Below are 13,934 nucleotides of genomic sequence, written 5' to 3' on the forward strand. Positions count from 1 at the left end.
CCCGAATCAACGCCGTTTGTCGTTCGCCTCGCTGACCCGCAACGGACGCCCGCCGACCTCTTTGTTGTTCATCTCGGCGATCGCCTTTCCGGCCGCATCGTCATCCATCTCGACAAAGCCGAAGCCGCGTGACCTGCCGGTTTCACGGTCCGCAATCACAGTCGCGGAGTGCACCGCTCCCATGGCTTCGAACATCGTGCGCAGTTCCGCGTCGTCGACGCTCCAGGGAAGATTTCCCACGTACAGTTTCTTCATAGCGCTCAATTCACAGGTGATTCCATACCCCGCGGCAGTTACAGCCCTGTCCCGGAGCCCGGCCATTGTTGCGCCAACGGGAATAGGGTACAACCACAAACCTTCCAGAGCAGGCGAGGCTACCCACCATGCTGGGCACAGGCGACCGAGCACCGGACTTCACGGCCCGTGACCAGGAGGACGTGAGCCATAGCCTCAGCGATCTGCTGCAGCGCGGTGCCGTGGTGGTCTACTTCTATCCGGCGGACTTCACACCCATCTGCACCGCGGAGGCCTGCGCCTTCCGGGATCGCTTCGAAGATCTCAACGCGGCCGATGTTTCCATACTGGGCATCAGCCCCCAGGGCGCGGAAAGCCACCGTCGCTTCGCCACCACATACGGCCTGCCCTTTCCGCTGCTCTGCGATCAGGACAAGAAAATCATCCGCAGCTACGGTGTCGACGGCCCTCTGGGTTTCGGTGTGCGCCGGGTTACATTTCTCATCGGCTCCGACGGCATCATCAAAGAGCGCGTGGTCTCCGACCTGTTTGTCGGCAGCCACCTCGATCTCATCAAAAAGATCCTCGAAAACAGACCCCCGCAATGAGTGCAGCTCTGACACCCTTTCATCTCGCAATTCCCGTGCACGATCTTGTCGCTGCACGGTCCTTTTACGGTGATCTTCTGGGTTGCGCCGAAGGCCGCAGCGCCGATCACTGGGTCGACTTCAACTTCCGCGGCCATCAGCTGGTGTGTCATGTAAGCGATGTCGCCCGCCCATCCGGCTCGAATCCTGTGGATGGCCACGATGTACCCGTGCCTCATTTCGGTGTGGTGCTGACCATGGCGGACTGGCAGCAGCTCGCCGATCGACTGCGTGCCGCGAAGACCGAATTCATCATCGAGCCCTATATACGTTTCGCAGGTGAACCCGGCGAACAGGCCACCATGTTTTTTCTGGATCCCAGTGGCAACGCGCTGGAATTCAAAGCGTTCAAGGACATCGATGGTCAGCTGTTTGCAACCTGAGCCGGCTGCATGCCAGGCAGCAGCACATGAATGAACGGATCGGAAAATTTCTGGATGCCCTCAACGCCACCTGGCAGCACGGCGATCCGGACGCGCTTGCCGCCTTCTACCATCCGGATACCGTCATGCTGCCACCGGATCTCGAGACACCCATTGTCGGCCGCGACGCGGTGGTTGCGAGTTATCGGGACTTTTCCGAATCGGCTACCCTGCTGGACTTCTCGGTCACCCGCTACGAGACCTTTTCCTTCGCATCGCGTCCGGGGACGCCGGTGGTTCACATGGCGCACATGTACTTCGACGTACGCTACGAACTGCAGGGCGCGACTCACTCGGAAACCGGGCTGGAGATCTACAGTCTGCTTGACTCCGGCGAGAGCCTGCAGATCGTCTGGCGTTGTCAGACCGTGCTGGACAGCCGCATCGACTGACTGCCCGCTTCGACTCAGAACAGACTGAGCAGACGCGTCGCCGTGTCCCTTACCCGCTGCGACAACAGATGCGCACACACAAGTCCAATCGCGATGCCGATGGCGTCCACCAGCAGGTCCTTGAATTCAGCCACGCGCACCGGCAGGAAATGCTGAGCCACCTCCAGCGCGCAGCCATACACCAGCATCCAGCCGGCGACCTGCAGATGGGGCGTTTTCCCGGCGCTGCGCGGACCCGTTTCCAGCACCAGCACCAGGGCAAAGGTCAGGTAGATGAAAGCCCCGGCATGCAGGACGATGTCACTCAATCTGAACACCGGGTTGTCCGGCAGGTCGGGCACCAGGGCAAGCCAGGTGCAGACTCCGAGGGGCAGCCAGAACGCCAGGTGAAAAAGGATTCTGAGGATGCCGAACAAGCGGCGCTCAGTGTTCAGACATGCGCGGCACGCGCCGAATACTCGTGCACGCAATCCACCAGCGCTTTCACGTTGTCTACCGGCGTCTCGGGAATGATGCCATGGCCGAGATTGAAGATGTGTCCCGGTCTGCCGGCAACTTCGTCGAGAATCGCACGGGCCTGACGCACCACCGTGGCGCGATCAGCGCACAGCACAATGGGATCCAGATTCCCCTGCACGGCTTTAACCCCCAGCTGCTGCCAGGTCTGCAGCAGGGGCACGCGCCAGTCGAAGGCAAGCACATCGGGCCCGGCTGCGGTGGTGGCTTCCAGCAGATGACCGTTACCCGTACCGAAGTAGATGACGGGCACTGCATTTACCGTGGATTTCAGGGCTGTGATCATGCGCTCGAGATGGGGCAGCACATACTCGCTGAAGTCCGCAACGGACAGGGCGCCCACCCAGGTATCGAACAGCTGCACTGCCTGCACACCGCTGTCGATCTGCAGCTGCAGATAGCTCACCAGCTGAGTGGTCAGCTTGTCGAGCAGCTGATGCCACTGCCCGGGCGCTTCGTACATCATCTTCTTCACGTGTACGTAGTTGCGTGAGCCGCGACCTTCAATTGCATAGGAAGCCAGGGTAAACGGCGCACCGGCAAAGCCGATGAGCGCTATGTCTTTCGGCAGTCCGCTGAGAATGTTCTTCACGGTCTGCGCGATGTAAGGGGTGGCTTCCAGCGCCGGTTGCACTCGCAGATCCTCGATGTCCCTGGCGCTTCGCACCGGGTTGGCAAACACCGGGCCCTCACCGGCCTTGTAGTCGAGATTCAGGCCCATGGGCTCCATGATCGGTAACAGGTCGGCGAACATGATGGCCGCATCCACCCCGAGGATGCGCTGTGCGTCCAGAGTTGCCTGGGCGGCTTTCTCCGGATTCTTGAAGAACTCGAGGCTCGGCAGCTTGCCCTTTACGGCATGGTATTCGGGCATGTAGCGACCCGCCTGGCGGTTCAGCCAGATGGGCGTATACGGCGTGGGCCTGGCTGCACAGGCATCGAGGAAAACGTTGCTCATGAAATGTGGAGCGTCCCGGGGTGATTTCAGGTCGCGGGCACCTTAGCAGACGCCGGGCGCCCGTCAACCAGGCGAAACGGCCGGCACAGTCCCAGACCGCGCAGGTTTCTGACGGGCAGCGGTTCAACCCGCCGGGCCAGCACCGGGTCCTGGCAGATCAGCAGGGCAGCATTTTCAGACAGGAGAATGCCGCCGGGCGGGGCGTCCGCCTGCAGGCGGCTGGCCAGATTGACCACCGAACCGATCAGGGTGAAATCCAGCCGATCCTCGCCGCCCCAGTCCCCCACTGCACAGTAGCCGCTGGCGATGCCGGTGCGGGTATGCAGGGACACCAGCAGGCCACGCTGCCTCCAGCGTTCGGCCAGCGCAAGCAGGGTTCGATTCGCCTCCACACACAGCTGCGCGCAGCGGACGGCATCCCGGCTCCGCGACAGCTCCGCGGAACCGCTTTCCTCAAAATAGACGAGCACCCCGTCGCCGAGAAACTTGCCGAGTTCACCGCCCCGATCGGCCACCAGATCGGCGAGACTGGCCAGGTAGTCGTTGACCACATCTGCAACCTCCGCCAGGGGTCGGTCCGCCACCAGCGCAGTGAATCCGACCACGTCGATAAAGGCCACGGTGACCCAGCGGTGTACGGGTGTCTGACGCAGGGTCGGGGTAGACAGCAGCAGGCGCCCCACCGAGGCAGGGAGATACCTCGCCAGACGGGAGTTGGCATCCTTCAGCGACTCGGATTCACGCACCGCGACGGCCCTGCGCGCCTGCAGGCGCCGTGCCTGGCGATAGCTCACCAGCGCGATGCCGATGGAAAAGGCATACAGCAGGACGATCGACACCCAGACCCGCCAGATGAATGGGTCCGGCATGGCGATGGGCACTGCGAAGCCGCCTGAGATCAGCCAGGATGCAGCGGCGAGAAATCCACCCTTGAACAGCAGCCGTGGACCGCCATGGGCGGCCACCCCCGTCAGCAGCACACAGGTCAGGACTACTCCGCTCCAGAAATCGACTTCGGCCAGCACACTGGCCAGAGGCACGAACAGGCAGTCGAACTGACACAGTGTCGATTCTTCCACCCCCCAGCGCGGGGCGAGTCGGGCGAAGAGCAACCATGCCGCTGCTGCGGCAGCCAGGAACATGGGATCAGGACGCCCTCGCTCAAACGCCAGGGCCAGACCGAGCAGGGCAAATCCAAGGTAGCCGAGATCCCGGAATCCTCTGGCGCGCGCGCTCTGCCGATGTGCATCCACCCGTCATTAATAGAATCAACCGTTCGGGGTGTGGAGGCGTAGTCTCCCAGAGGGGGTGTGGGCCGAACGCCCCACCAGTGTATAGAGCCGGGCGGCGTGGATCAGGCGAATTCCGCGTCCGTTGCCACGATCGCGGCGAGTCCCAGCAGTACCAGGGTCACACTCAGGATGGCGTCGCCGTGCAGCAGCACGGTCAATTCCCGGCCCCAGAATGTCAGGATCGACCCCAGAGACAGATTGCTCATTTCCAGCACCGCAACACAGATCAGACCCACGCTGCCCAGCACCAGTGCCCGCAGCCGCGCCCGGCGGCGCATGCGCTGCAGCACTGTGCCGGCCACATCCGGCATATCCAAGGCCGCCCGCTCGGTGGCAAATGCACGCTGCAGCAGGTCATCCAGGGGATCGTCGTGTTTCATACCCCAACCTCTATCGCGAACTTCTCGCGTATCTTTTCTTTGGCCCTGTGTATCTGGGATTTCACCGTTCCGGGCGCCCTGTCGAGCATGGCCGCGATTTCCGTGGCGCTCAATCCCCCCGCATAACTCAACACCAGCAGGGTGCGCTCCTCGTCTGATACCGCGCCCAGCAGGCGATCCAGTTCGGGCAGCAGGTCGCCATGATCCGGTGTGGTGAGTGCGCCGGCGGCCTGGGATGACGCAGCGGATACATCCAGAGACTCCATGGCCTTCTCCGGCGGCCACCGCCTCAGGTGCTGGAGAAACAGGTTGTAGGCAATGCGGCTCAACCACCCGGCAAAGGATCCCCGGCCTTCGTAGTGCTCGAGTTTCGACCAGGCCCGCAGGAACGTCTCCTGGCAGAGGTCTTCCGCAGCTGCGTGATTACGGCACAGACGCAACAGCAGGTGATAGATCTGGCGCTGATGACGGCGCATCAGGACAGCGAAAGCCGCGCCATCCCCCAGCGCCAGCACCGCGGCCACCAGCGACTCATCGCCGGGCGTCGCGCCGGCCTGGAAGTCTTTCAGCGCTTCTGCGCCGACGTCAGGCGCCACAGCAGCAGATAACCCAGACCGATGAACGCCGGGATCGCCGCGATGCCGAGCAGGTCGGCCTCCGCAAGACCCAGGGCCATCCCTGAAATACCCAGGGCAACGGCGATCAGCACCACCCCTTTCCGCAGATCTCTCTGGCCACCGAAATCGGTACCCAGCGCTTCGAGCATCTCGGGCGAAAGGGGTTGTCCCTGCTCGATGGCCGCGCGCACAGTCTGCTGCACGTCCGCGCGGGAGCGGTAGCGGAAGAAGAAGACACAGCACAGCACGAGGGCGACACTGAGCAGCGCGACGATGGGTACGAGTTCTTCCAAGATGTACTCCTGACTCTGACGGTTATCCAGCAGATAGCCGCGCGGCCAGGAACGGTTGCATGGAAAGAGAAAAAAACCGGCAACCGCAGGCCAACCACTCAGTCATCGGGCAGCGGCCGGAGTGCCCTGGGGTCAGACCGAACGTCCCATGGTCGGATCCTGATCGGCCTCGTAGTCCACCCCGTCGATACCGAAGCCGAAGATTTTCAGAAAATCACTGCGGAATCCTTCCAGATCGGCGAGCTCGCTGAGGTTTTCCGTGCTGACCCGGGACCACCGGCTGCGTACTTCATCCTGAATTTCCGGCGCCAGTTCCCAGTCGTCCAGACGAATGCGGCCTGCTTCGTCCAGATTCAACGACGCCCCGTCAGCGAGCTGGGTGGCGAACAGCCGGTAGACGTGCTCGATGATGCTCTCGTGTCGGCCTGCATCCTTCATCACCCGGAACAGCAGTGAGGCATACAGCGGCACGGCCGGAATCGCCGCGGAGGCCTGGGAGACGATCGCCTTGAGGGTCGCCACCCGGCCTGAACCCTGCAAAGCAGCGAGTTTCTTCGTGATGGCCCGGGCGGCCCGGTCGAGATCTTCTTTCGCTTTGCCCAGAGTGCCATCCCAGTAGATGGGCCAGGTCAGATCACTGCCGATGTAGGTGAAAGCAACGGTACGGAATCCCTGGCTGAGCACTCCGGCGCTCTGCAGTGCTTCGACCCAGAACTCCCAGTCTTCGCCACCCATCACCGCCACGGTGTTGGCGGCCTCTTCCTCATCTGCCGGCTCCAGATCCACTTCATGGACCACGCCCCTCTCCACATTGAGGGTCTTGATGTGTACCGGTTCACCCAGCGGTTTGATCGCCGAACGATGCAGCACGCCGGTTCGGGGATGCTGACGCACTGGCGAGGCGAGTGAGTAGACGAGCAGGTCGATACTGCCCATGTCTGCCCGGATGCGTTCGATCACCCGTGCCTTCATGTCGTCGGAAAACGCATCTCCGTCCAGGGAGCTGGCGTAGAGGCCGGCCTGGCGCGCCGCCGCGTCGAAGGCGATATTGTTGTACCAGCCTGCGGAGGCGGTCTTGTCTTCAATCGGTGGTTTTTCGAAGGACACGCCGAGGGTCGCAGCACCACAGCCGAATGCGGCGGTAATTCTCGAAGCAAGACCGTAGCCTCCTGAGGCACCGAGCACGAGCACATTGGGCATCGTGGCCTTCACAGGACCGAGGCTCTGCACCCGGGCGATCTGCTCATTGACACTGGCAGCACAGCCGTCCGGATGTGCAGTGGTGCAGATGAACCCGCGGATTTTCGGTTTGATGATCATGCGTGGCCCGCATCGACTGAAAGTGTGGCGATCATACCTTGGCCCACCGCCCAGTGCATCGCGGCATCCACATCGATCATCCAGGGTCCGTCGCGGCGGATTTCCACGCGCAGTGCGTGTCCGTCGGTCAGCTTGTGATCCCGGTCTCCATCCAGTGCCAGTACACCGGGCCCCGCAAATGGCACCGCAACGTTGAAAGCAATGGGCGTGACACTGCGGACACAGACATTGCGGAACAATCCCGGAGAAAGTGGCGCTGGAAAAACGGCCGAATCGGCACCCGGCGGGTTGCGGTGATCCAGTTCCACCAGCAGTCCACCGTCGTCGGCCTCCCGGACAGGGTGCAGAAGGCCACCGATGGGCGACATGCCGATGGCTGTGGGCAGCGCTCTGGTCAGCAGAATGCGCTCGATCCGATCCGCGTCGAACGGCAGCAGATTGCCCACATGATCCCGGCGCAGCAGCACCGCATCGATGAGACCCACATCGGGTAACTCATGTGCCGTATCCGATGCGCGCCTGCCGCTGACATGCAGCACCTTGCAGCGCCGCCGCACATCCGCTGCATCGAGAGCGCCTGAAGCCTGCAGTCCGGCCACCATGCCGGCGATGGTCGGCTCGGCGAGTACCGGAAAGACATTGTTGGTGCCCGTAGACAGGGCAATGAGATGTACATCCTCCGCTGCCCGGGCAAGTTCCGGATCCCCGGCCGCCTTGCGCAGACCGCGCACGATCGCCCGATTGGTGCCGTCACCACCGAGCGAAACGATCACACGGCAGCCGGCCCGCAGAAAGCCCAGCAGATTCGCCTCGGTATCCGCTGCCGTGTTGGTGACTCTGTTATCCAGTACATGACAGCGCACCGACAGACCGAGATATTCCAGCGCCGCCGCCGCAATATTGAACGGTTCCTTCGCGACGTACAGATCGGTTGCACCCATGGCGTGAGCACCTGCGGCGATACGGGCGACGATGTCACGCTTCGCCTCGTGGGTCATGTTGGTGGCGCGCGCGGCAAGCCTGCGGACGTCCCGCCCTGACATCGGGTTGACAAGAATGGCGACACGCACGCGCTTCTGATCGGCAGATGTATTCATCGGATCAGATACCGCTCGAGAAACTGCACAGTGGCCGCATTCTGGTAATCCCGATTGATCTTGCGCCGGAAACCATGCCCCTCGTCGAGGGCCACCACATACCAGACCGGTGTGCCTTCCGATTTGAGCGCCGCAGCAATCTGCTCGCTCTCGCTCGCCGGCACCCGCGGGTCATTCGCACCCTGAAAGATCAGCAGAGGACGGGTGATCGAAGCGACCTGATTCAGCGGCGAGATCGACTCGAGGAATGCCCGCATATCCGGATCCCGCTCATCGCCGTACTCGGCCCGGCGCAGGTCGCGACGGTAGTCCTGGGTGTTGGTGAGGAAAGTGACGAAGTTGCTGATGCCCACGGACTCCACCCCCGCTGCGAGCCGATCGCCGTAATGCACCAGCGATGCCAGCACCATGTAGCCCCCATAGGAGCCACCCGTCACCGCCACGCGATCCGCATCGAATGTCGGCTCGGCGGCAATCCAGTCGAGCAGGGCGCCGATGTCCTTTACCGGGTCCTCGCGCAGTCGCCCGTTGTCGAGTTGCAGGTAGGACTTGCCGTAGCCCGCAGAGCCCCGTACGTTCGGCGCGATCACAGCCACACCCAGCTCGGAAGCCAGGTACTGGCTGAAGGACGAGAATCCCGGTCGATACTGTCCTTCGGGTCCACCATGGATGCTGATCAGCACCGGGTGCGGGCCGGAACCTGGCGGCCGGTACACGAAAGCGGGAATGCTGCGCGGCTGTGCGCCGTCGCGATCGAAAGTTGGGTACTCGATCAGTTCGGGTTCGATGAAGGAGGTCCGATCCAGCCCGCCGACTTCGCTTTCTGTCCAGCGAGTCAGGCGGCGCTGCGCGATGTCGATGGTAAACAGATCAGAGGGTGCCCGGGCCTGGTCTATTGCCAGCGCCAGCCGCTTACTGTCCGGGGAAAACAGCATCCCGCTCAGCACCCCTACCGGCAGTGATGGCAGCGCCACCGGCGTACGCCCGGGCAGCCGCAGGATGCGCAGCCGTGAGGCTCCCGCCTCATTGAGACTGAAAGCCAGATAGCGACCGTCCGCAGAGATATCCAGGCCTTCCACGTCCCAGGGCGTGTCGGAAGTCAGCACGCTCAGCGCACCGCTATCCAGATCCAGATAGTGCAGTCGCATGAATTCCGCGCCGACATCGGACGTGAAGTAAACGCCTCTGCCATCACCGCTGTAACGCAGCTCACCAATCGCCGCCCGAATCGAAGGGTCGAGCAGCGGGCGCAACGCGCCGGTGTCCATGTTCAGTTCATAGGCACGCGACTCGTTGATCGAAAGGTACTGCACAACCAGCATCCGATCATCGTCCGGGGCGAAATCCGCCGCCGACCAGGCACCAGAATCCGTTTCCAGCAGCACTGAGCGATTGCCTTCCAGGTCCTGTATGTGGATGTCCCAGTTTTCGCCATTACGCTCGGTGGTGCTGTAGGCAAACCGGTCTGCGGCATTCGACCACACGACCGCGCTGTAACGGCTTCTGCCATCGGTGAGCAGCCGCGACTCGGCATTCTTCCAGTCGTGGTAGAACAGCTGGTAGAACTCGCTGCCGCCAACGTCGCGCGCATACACGAACCCGTGGGAACTTCCGGTTGGCAGGAACGCCTGGGATACCGGCTCGTCGAAGAAGGTGATCTGACTGCGGGCACCCTGGGGGCTGGCAACCTGATGGAGCTGATAAGTGTCTCCGAAGCGGGTGGTGATCAGCAGTTCATCGTCCACCCAGCCGCTCAGGTAGGCGGCGCGTGTATTCTGATACTGCTGCAGACGCGTCACCAGGGTCTGGGGAATTTCCGGAACACCGTCGATCACCAGATTTCCGGACTGCCGGAGCCCTGCCCCATCTCCCGGCACGGAAGTTACGGTCGGTCCGCTCTTACAGCCGGGCAGACCGACCGTCAGCAGGATCAGCAGCAGCCCGCCGCCCAGGTTTCGGCAATTGTGCATCGGATTCATTCTCCCACCAGCGCTGACCGGACTCCTGCTGCCCGGTTCGCGTATGCTCATCAACCCGTACCGGACAGAATCAGTCTGACCTCAGGTCCGGCTGGACACTAGGGAACCTCTGATTAAGTATCAAGCTCAATCAGCCGGCGCATCCAGTGCACCTTTGAAATTATGAATGTCTGTCAGCATCTTCAACCCGGACGGTATCCGCTGGTCATAGATCGGGTCCTCGATGATCACCTCGGCTTTACCGACGCCATCGCACACTGCCATGAATGCGGTTCGGCCCTGATGCTGGAAATGCTCGACTGGCAGGGCCGTCTGCGCCTGTTCCGTGTCAGCGCCCTCGCAGCAGACTTCGTCGCACAGCTGCTCCGGGATCTCGATCGCGGCAGCTGTGATCTCGATCGCGCAGGTGCCCAGATCGCTCAGTTCCAGCAGATGCACGCGCGCATCGACGCGCTGCTGCTGCTGGACAGCGGCGTGCCGGAGATCCTCGCGCTGAAACCGGCCGGCGCACAACCACTGCCCCGCTCGAGCTGGCGTGAACTGCCTTGTGATGGCAGGCGCATCAGTCAGCTGCTGGCGCAGAACTGACGTCTGCCCGGTCGTAGATGGAGATCGTGAAAGATGCGCTGTGGCGCTCGTCTGCCGGAAATTTCTCGGTACTGGTTTCGCGCCAGCGCGACCAGTCCACTTCGGGAAAGACTGTGTCACCTGCGGGGCTCGCGTCCACCCGGGTAACGTAGAGACGGGTGGCCACCGCGAGTCCGAGGCGATACACGTCCGCGCCACCCGCCACCATGATCTCGCTGCTGCCATCGAGGCGGCACTGGGCATCGGCGATTCGCAGCGCCTGGGCGAAGTTTGTCACGACCTTGACCTGGTCCGGCGCGCCCGCCGGTCTGTAATCGGCCGCCCGGGTGAGAACGATGTTGGTTCGCCCGGGCAGCGGGGCTCTGAGTGTCTCGAAGGTCCTGCGGCCCATGATCACGGGTTTCCCCAGGGTCACCGCCATGAAGAACTGCAGATCCTTCGGCAGCCGCCAGGGCAGCTTGCCGCCTGCGCCGATTACGCCGTTGGCCGCCATCGCCCAGATCAGGGAAATCTTCATCGACAGGAAGTACCGGGGTACCGGATCAGAATCTCCCTATACCGCAATGGGCGCCTTGATAGCACCGTGGCTGCGGTAGTCGATGAGTTCGATGTCGTCGATACTGAAAGCAAAGATGTCTTTGACCTGCGGATTCAGACGCACCCGGGGCAGCGGCATGGGCAGGCGGGTGAGCTGTTCGTCCGCCTGCTGCAGATGATTCGAGTACAGATGGGCATCGCCGAAGGTGTGCACAAAGTCGCCCGGCTCGAGGTCACAGACCTGGGCCACCATCTGGGTGAGCAGGGCGTAGGAGGCGATGTTGAAGGGCACGCCCAGGAAGATGTCCGCGCTGCGCTGATAGAGCTGGCAGGACAGGCGACCGTCCGCAACATAGAACTGGAACAGCGTGTGGCAGGGTGGCAGCGCCATGGAGTCCACCTCCGCAACGTTCCAGGCACTCACAATGTGGCGACGGGAATCCGGATTGGTACGGATCGAGTGCACGACTTTCGCGATCTGGTCGATGGTGCCACCTTCCGGCGTCGGCCAGCTGCGCCACTGGGACCCGTACACCGGGCCGAGATCGCCGTTTTCGTCCGCCCACTCATCCCAGATATGCACGTTATTGTCGAGCAGATAGCGGATGTTGGTTGCACCCTGCAGGAACCACAGCAGTTCGTGAATGATCAGGCGCATTGCCACTTTCTTGGTCGTGACCAGCGGGAACCCCGCCTGCAGATCGAAGCGCATCTGATGGCCGAATACGCTGTACGTCCCGGTTCCCGTGCGGTCGGATTTGTAGGTGCCGCTGCTGCGCACATGGCGCATCAGATCGAGGTACTGTTTCATGCTGTCGGCCGGTTGAAGAGGCTTGCTGCTGGTGCCGGAATCCTCAGGCAGCAGCCGTTTGCAGGCGCCTGCCGTAGAGGAACAGCAGAATACCAACGATGATCATCGGGATCGAGAGCAGCTGCCCCATCGTCAGAAAATCCAGGGCAATGAAACCCAGATGGCTGTCCGGCTGCCGGAAGTACTCGGTGCAGAGCCGCAGCACGCCGTAGCTCGCAAGAAATACACCGGACACCGCCCCCAGCGGACGTTTCTGCCGGGAATACAGCCAGACCACCGCGAACAGCACCAGGCCTTCCGCAAACGCCTGATAGAGGGGCGAGGGATGGCGGGCAAAGGATTCCCAGGCACCTGTGCAGAGCGGGTTGATGTTGCGGATGGCATCGGCCGCACAGGGATAGATCACGCCGAAGATCGAGTCGGTCATCCGTCCGGGCAGTTCGGTATTGGCGAAATTACCGAGCCGGCCCAGCCCCAGCCCCAGCGGCACCAGGGGTACCACAAAGTCGCTCACCTGCAGAAAACTGCGCCGGGTGTGACGGCCAAACCACCACAGTGCCAGCATGCCGCCGATGAGACCGCCGTGGAACGACATGCCGCCATCCCAGATGCGCAGCAGCCACAGCGGATCCCGCAGAAACTGATCAAATCCGTAAAAGAACACATAGCCCACCCGTCCGCCGAGTACCGCACCCACGGCGCCATAGAACACCACGTCGGAAACCGCCTGAGCCGTCCAGCCGCTGCCGGGTTGCGCAGCCCGGCGGTTGCCCAGGTACCAGCAGGCGGCAAAGGCGCAGAGGTAGGCCACGCCATACCAGCGCACAGACAGGGGCCCGAAAGAGAAAATCACCGGGTCGATGGACGGATAATGCATTCAGATCCCTTACTCGTTGTTGGGTGGCGTCTGTTGCGAATCCCCTGCTGTCCATCGGCTGGTTGTCGCTCAGGCTGCCAGCATCGCTGATACCCTGCCTCGGGACGGATTTGCTACACTCGCCCGCCGACGCGGTCCGCCAGTACGGCGGCTTCGACCACCGGCCTGTGGTGTGATTCTATGTGTCTCGTTCTGTTCGCTTATCAGCCGGGTTCTCACCGGCCCCTGGTCGTTGCAGCGAACCGCGATGAATTCTACGCCCGACCCGCCCTTGGCGCACACCACTGGGAAGATTCGCCTCATCTGCTCGCCGGCCGGGATCTGACCGCCGGCGGCACCTGGCTGGGTGTTACCCGCCAGGGCCGTTTCGCCACCGTCACCAACTTCGCCGAGGAAGGACCCGCAGGTACCGCAGCGGACCGGGAGTTGAGGTCAAGAGGGGAGCTGGTGGAAGCCTTTCTGAAAGGCAGCGACAGTGCGCACGATTTTGCCCGTCAGGTACACGGACACGATTACCGGGGATTCAATCTGCTGCTGTTCGATGGCCGCAGTCTCGTCTACACCTGCAACAGGGGATTCACCGAGGACCTCGGTGCCGGTGTGTATGGCCTCACCAATGCAGAACTCGGTGCCACCTGGCCGAAAGTGGTCGGGGGCACGGCTGCCCTGACCCGCCTCCTCGAGGCGGACGCCTGCGACGATGCGCTCATCCGGCTGCTGGGCGACGAAAGCCAGCCACCCGACAGCGAACTGCCGCACCGGGGCAGACCCATCGAACTCGAAAGGCGTGTCGCGCCCTGCTTTATCCGCGGTGATGACTATGGCACCCGGGCGAGTACCGCGGTGATCTTCGAAGGGGATGAAATCCGTTTTACCGAGCAGAGCTACGCTGCCCGGGGCGTGCCGGGAGCGCGCACCTCATACCGTTTGCAGACTGGCCGGCCGGCCGCTGAGCGGGAGTGAGTCAAGGCATT

Annotated in this window: 19 protein-coding genes; 5 read left to right on the forward strand and 14 right to left on the reverse strand. The window is 62.6% G+C overall.

Annotated features, from left to right (window positions below; translation table 11 throughout):
* Positions 1 to 6: 6 nt before the first annotated feature.
* Positions 7 to 255, reverse strand: a complete 249-nt coding sequence (locus R3E82_22310) for an RNA-binding protein (GenBank protein ID MEZ5553629.1) — start codon at positions 253 to 255, stop codon at positions 7 to 9.
* Between the two features lie 128 nt (positions 256 to 383).
* Between R3E82_22310 and R3E82_22315 the strand changes: the two genes are divergently transcribed.
* The 3 genes from R3E82_22315 to R3E82_22325 are packed head-to-tail and all read left to right on the forward strand — an operon-like array spanning position 384 to position 1,695.
* Positions 384 to 842: a peroxiredoxin gene (locus R3E82_22315; protein MEZ5553630.1), complete on the forward strand. Its 459-nt coding sequence runs from the start codon at positions 384 to 386 to the stop codon at positions 840 to 842.
* Positions 839 to 1,264, forward strand: coding sequence for a VOC family protein (locus R3E82_22320; protein ID MEZ5553631.1), 426 nt, complete (start codon positions 839 to 841; stop codon positions 1,262 to 1,264). The genes R3E82_22315 and R3E82_22320 overlap by 4 nt, the downstream gene beginning before the upstream one ends.
* Positions 1,265 to 1,290: 26 nt before the next feature.
* Entirely contained in the window at positions 1,291 to 1,695 is a 405-nt protein-coding gene (locus tag R3E82_22325; GenBank protein MEZ5553632.1) for a nuclear transport factor 2 family protein, read from the forward strand.
* Positions 1,696 to 1,709: 14 nt separating this feature from the next.
* Here R3E82_22325 and R3E82_22330 read toward each other — a convergent pair whose 3' ends face one another.
* The 10 genes from R3E82_22330 to R3E82_22375 form a co-directional block, all read right to left on the reverse strand.
* On the reverse strand, positions 1,710 to 2,111 hold the full coding sequence (locus tag R3E82_22330; protein ID MEZ5553633.1) for a VanZ family protein: 402 nt from the start codon (positions 2,109 to 2,111) through the stop codon (positions 1,710 to 1,712).
* A gap of 14 nt (positions 2,112 to 2,125) precedes the next feature.
* Positions 2,126 to 3,169: a uroporphyrinogen decarboxylase gene (hemE, locus tag R3E82_22335; GenBank protein ID MEZ5553634.1), complete on the reverse strand. Its 1,044-nt coding sequence runs from the start codon at positions 3,167 to 3,169 to the stop codon at positions 2,126 to 2,128.
* 26 nt (positions 3,170 to 3,195) lie between these two features.
* A complete protein-coding gene (locus R3E82_22340) occupies positions 3,196 to 4,422 on the reverse strand; it encodes an adenylate/guanylate cyclase domain-containing protein (GenBank protein MEZ5553635.1) in 1,227 nt (408 codons plus the stop codon).
* A gap of 101 nt (positions 4,423 to 4,523) precedes the next feature.
* On the reverse strand, positions 4,524 to 4,841 hold the full coding sequence (locus R3E82_22345; protein ID MEZ5553636.1) for a hypothetical protein: 318 nt from the start codon (positions 4,839 to 4,841) through the stop codon (positions 4,524 to 4,526).
* On the reverse strand, positions 4,838 to 5,437 hold the full coding sequence (locus R3E82_22350; GenBank protein MEZ5553637.1) for a sigma-70 family RNA polymerase sigma factor: 600 nt from the start codon (positions 5,435 to 5,437) through the stop codon (positions 4,838 to 4,840). Before R3E82_22350 ends, R3E82_22345 begins: the two co-directional genes overlap by 4 nt.
* On the reverse strand, positions 5,407 to 5,751 hold the full coding sequence (locus R3E82_22355) for a DUF6249 domain-containing protein (GenBank protein ID MEZ5553638.1): 345 nt from the start codon (positions 5,749 to 5,751) through the stop codon (positions 5,407 to 5,409). Before R3E82_22355 ends, R3E82_22350 begins: the two co-directional genes overlap by 31 nt.
* A 132-nt stretch (positions 5,752 to 5,883) precedes the next feature.
* Complete coding sequence (locus R3E82_22360; GenBank protein MEZ5553639.1) at positions 5,884 to 7,071, reverse strand: trans-2-enoyl-CoA reductase family protein; 1,188 nt, start codon at positions 7,069 to 7,071, stop codon at positions 5,884 to 5,886.
* Complete coding sequence (locus R3E82_22365; GenBank protein MEZ5553640.1) at positions 7,068 to 8,168, reverse strand: diacylglycerol kinase family protein; 1,101 nt, start codon at positions 8,166 to 8,168, stop codon at positions 7,068 to 7,070. The genes R3E82_22360 and R3E82_22365 overlap by 4 nt, the downstream gene beginning before the upstream one ends.
* Positions 8,165 to 10,138, reverse strand: coding sequence for a S9 family peptidase (locus tag R3E82_22370; GenBank protein MEZ5553641.1), 1,974 nt, complete (start codon positions 10,136 to 10,138; stop codon positions 8,165 to 8,167). Before R3E82_22370 ends, R3E82_22365 begins: the two co-directional genes overlap by 4 nt.
* Positions 10,139 to 10,273: 135 nt before the next feature.
* Positions 10,274 to 10,411, reverse strand: coding sequence for a hypothetical protein (locus tag R3E82_22375; GenBank protein ID MEZ5553642.1), 138 nt, complete (start codon positions 10,409 to 10,411; stop codon positions 10,274 to 10,276).
* An 18-nt stretch (positions 10,412 to 10,429) separates the two neighbouring features.
* Between R3E82_22375 and R3E82_22380 the strand changes: the two genes are divergently transcribed.
* On the forward strand, positions 10,430 to 10,735 hold the full coding sequence (locus R3E82_22380) for a hypothetical protein (protein MEZ5553643.1): 306 nt from the start codon (positions 10,430 to 10,432) through the stop codon (positions 10,733 to 10,735).
* On the opposite strand, the gene R3E82_22385 is transcribed toward R3E82_22380, so the two are convergent.
* The 3 genes from R3E82_22385 to lgt are packed head-to-tail and all read right to left on the reverse strand — an operon-like array spanning position 10,710 to position 12,960.
* Positions 10,710 to 11,252 (reverse strand): dihydrofolate reductase, encoded by a 543-nt coding sequence (locus R3E82_22385; protein ID MEZ5553644.1) that lies wholly within the window; start codon positions 11,250 to 11,252, stop codon positions 10,710 to 10,712. The genes R3E82_22380 and R3E82_22385 overlap by 26 nt on opposite strands.
* 36 nt (positions 11,253 to 11,288) lie before the next feature.
* The gene (locus tag R3E82_22390; protein ID MEZ5553645.1) at positions 11,289 to 12,083 is read right to left on the reverse strand and encodes a thymidylate synthase; all 795 of its coding nucleotides are present in this window, start codon (positions 12,081 to 12,083) and stop codon (positions 11,289 to 11,291) included.
* A 43-nt stretch (positions 12,084 to 12,126) separates the two neighbouring features.
* Complete coding sequence (lgt, locus tag R3E82_22395) at positions 12,127 to 12,960, reverse strand: prolipoprotein diacylglyceryl transferase (GenBank protein ID MEZ5553646.1); 834 nt, start codon at positions 12,958 to 12,960, stop codon at positions 12,127 to 12,129.
* Between the two features lie 180 nt (positions 12,961 to 13,140).
* Here lgt and R3E82_22400 point away from each other — a divergent pair, with 180 nt between their 5' ends.
* Entirely contained in the window at positions 13,141 to 13,923 is a 783-nt protein-coding gene (locus R3E82_22400) for an NRDE family protein (protein ID MEZ5553647.1), read from the forward strand.
* Positions 13,924 to 13,934 lie beyond the last annotated feature (11 nt).

This window comes from Pseudomonadales bacterium (assembly GCA_041395945.1).
GTDB lineage: Bacteria > Pseudomonadota > Gammaproteobacteria > Pseudomonadales > Azotimanducaceae > SZUA-309.

Excerpts from the sequence above, each read along its gene's own strand:
- R3E82_22310 (MEZ5553629.1), bottom strand. The coding sequence starts at position 255 with ATGAAGAAACTGTACGTGGGAAATCTTCCCTGGAGCGTCGACGACGCG.
- R3E82_22315 (MEZ5553630.1), top strand. The coding sequence starts at position 384 with ATGCTGGGCACAGGCGACCGAGCACCGGACTTCACGGCCCGTGACCAG.
- R3E82_22320 (MEZ5553631.1), top strand. The coding sequence starts at position 839 with ATGAGTGCAGCTCTGACACCCTTTCATCTCGCAATTCCCGTGCACGAT.
- R3E82_22325 (MEZ5553632.1), top strand. The coding sequence starts at position 1,291 with ATGAATGAACGGATCGGAAAATTTCTGGATGCCCTCAACGCCACCTGG.
- hemE (MEZ5553634.1), bottom strand. The coding sequence starts at position 3,169 with ATGAGCAACGTTTTCCTCGATGCCTGTGCAGCCAGGCCCACGCCGTAT.
- R3E82_22345 (MEZ5553636.1), bottom strand. The coding sequence starts at position 4,841 with ATGAAACACGACGATCCCCTGGATGACCTGCTGCAGCGTGCATTTGCC.
- R3E82_22360 (MEZ5553639.1), bottom strand. The coding sequence starts at position 7,071 with ATGATCATCAAACCGAAAATCCGCGGGTTCATCTGCACCACTGCACAT.
- R3E82_22365 (MEZ5553640.1), bottom strand. The coding sequence starts at position 8,168 with ATGAATACATCTGCCGATCAGAAGCGCGTGCGTGTCGCCATTCTTGTC.
- R3E82_22370 (MEZ5553641.1), bottom strand. The coding sequence starts at position 10,138 with ATGCACAATTGCCGAAACCTGGGCGGCGGGCTGCTGCTGATCCTGCTG.
- R3E82_22375 (MEZ5553642.1), bottom strand. The coding sequence starts at position 10,411 with ATGGCAGTGTGCGATGGCGTCGGTAAAGCCGAGGTGATCATCGAGGAC.
- R3E82_22380 (MEZ5553643.1), top strand. The coding sequence starts at position 10,430 with ATGCTGGAAATGCTCGACTGGCAGGGCCGTCTGCGCCTGTTCCGTGTC.
- R3E82_22385 (MEZ5553644.1), bottom strand. The coding sequence starts at position 11,252 with ATGAAGATTTCCCTGATCTGGGCGATGGCGGCCAACGGCGTAATCGGC.
- R3E82_22390 (MEZ5553645.1), bottom strand. The coding sequence starts at position 12,083 with ATGAAACAGTACCTCGATCTGATGCGCCATGTGCGCAGCAGCGGCACC.
- lgt (MEZ5553646.1), bottom strand. The coding sequence starts at position 12,960 with ATGCATTATCCGTCCATCGACCCGGTGATTTTCTCTTTCGGGCCCCTG.
- R3E82_22400 (MEZ5553647.1), top strand. The coding sequence starts at position 13,141 with ATGTGTCTCGTTCTGTTCGCTTATCAGCCGGGTTCTCACCGGCCCCTG.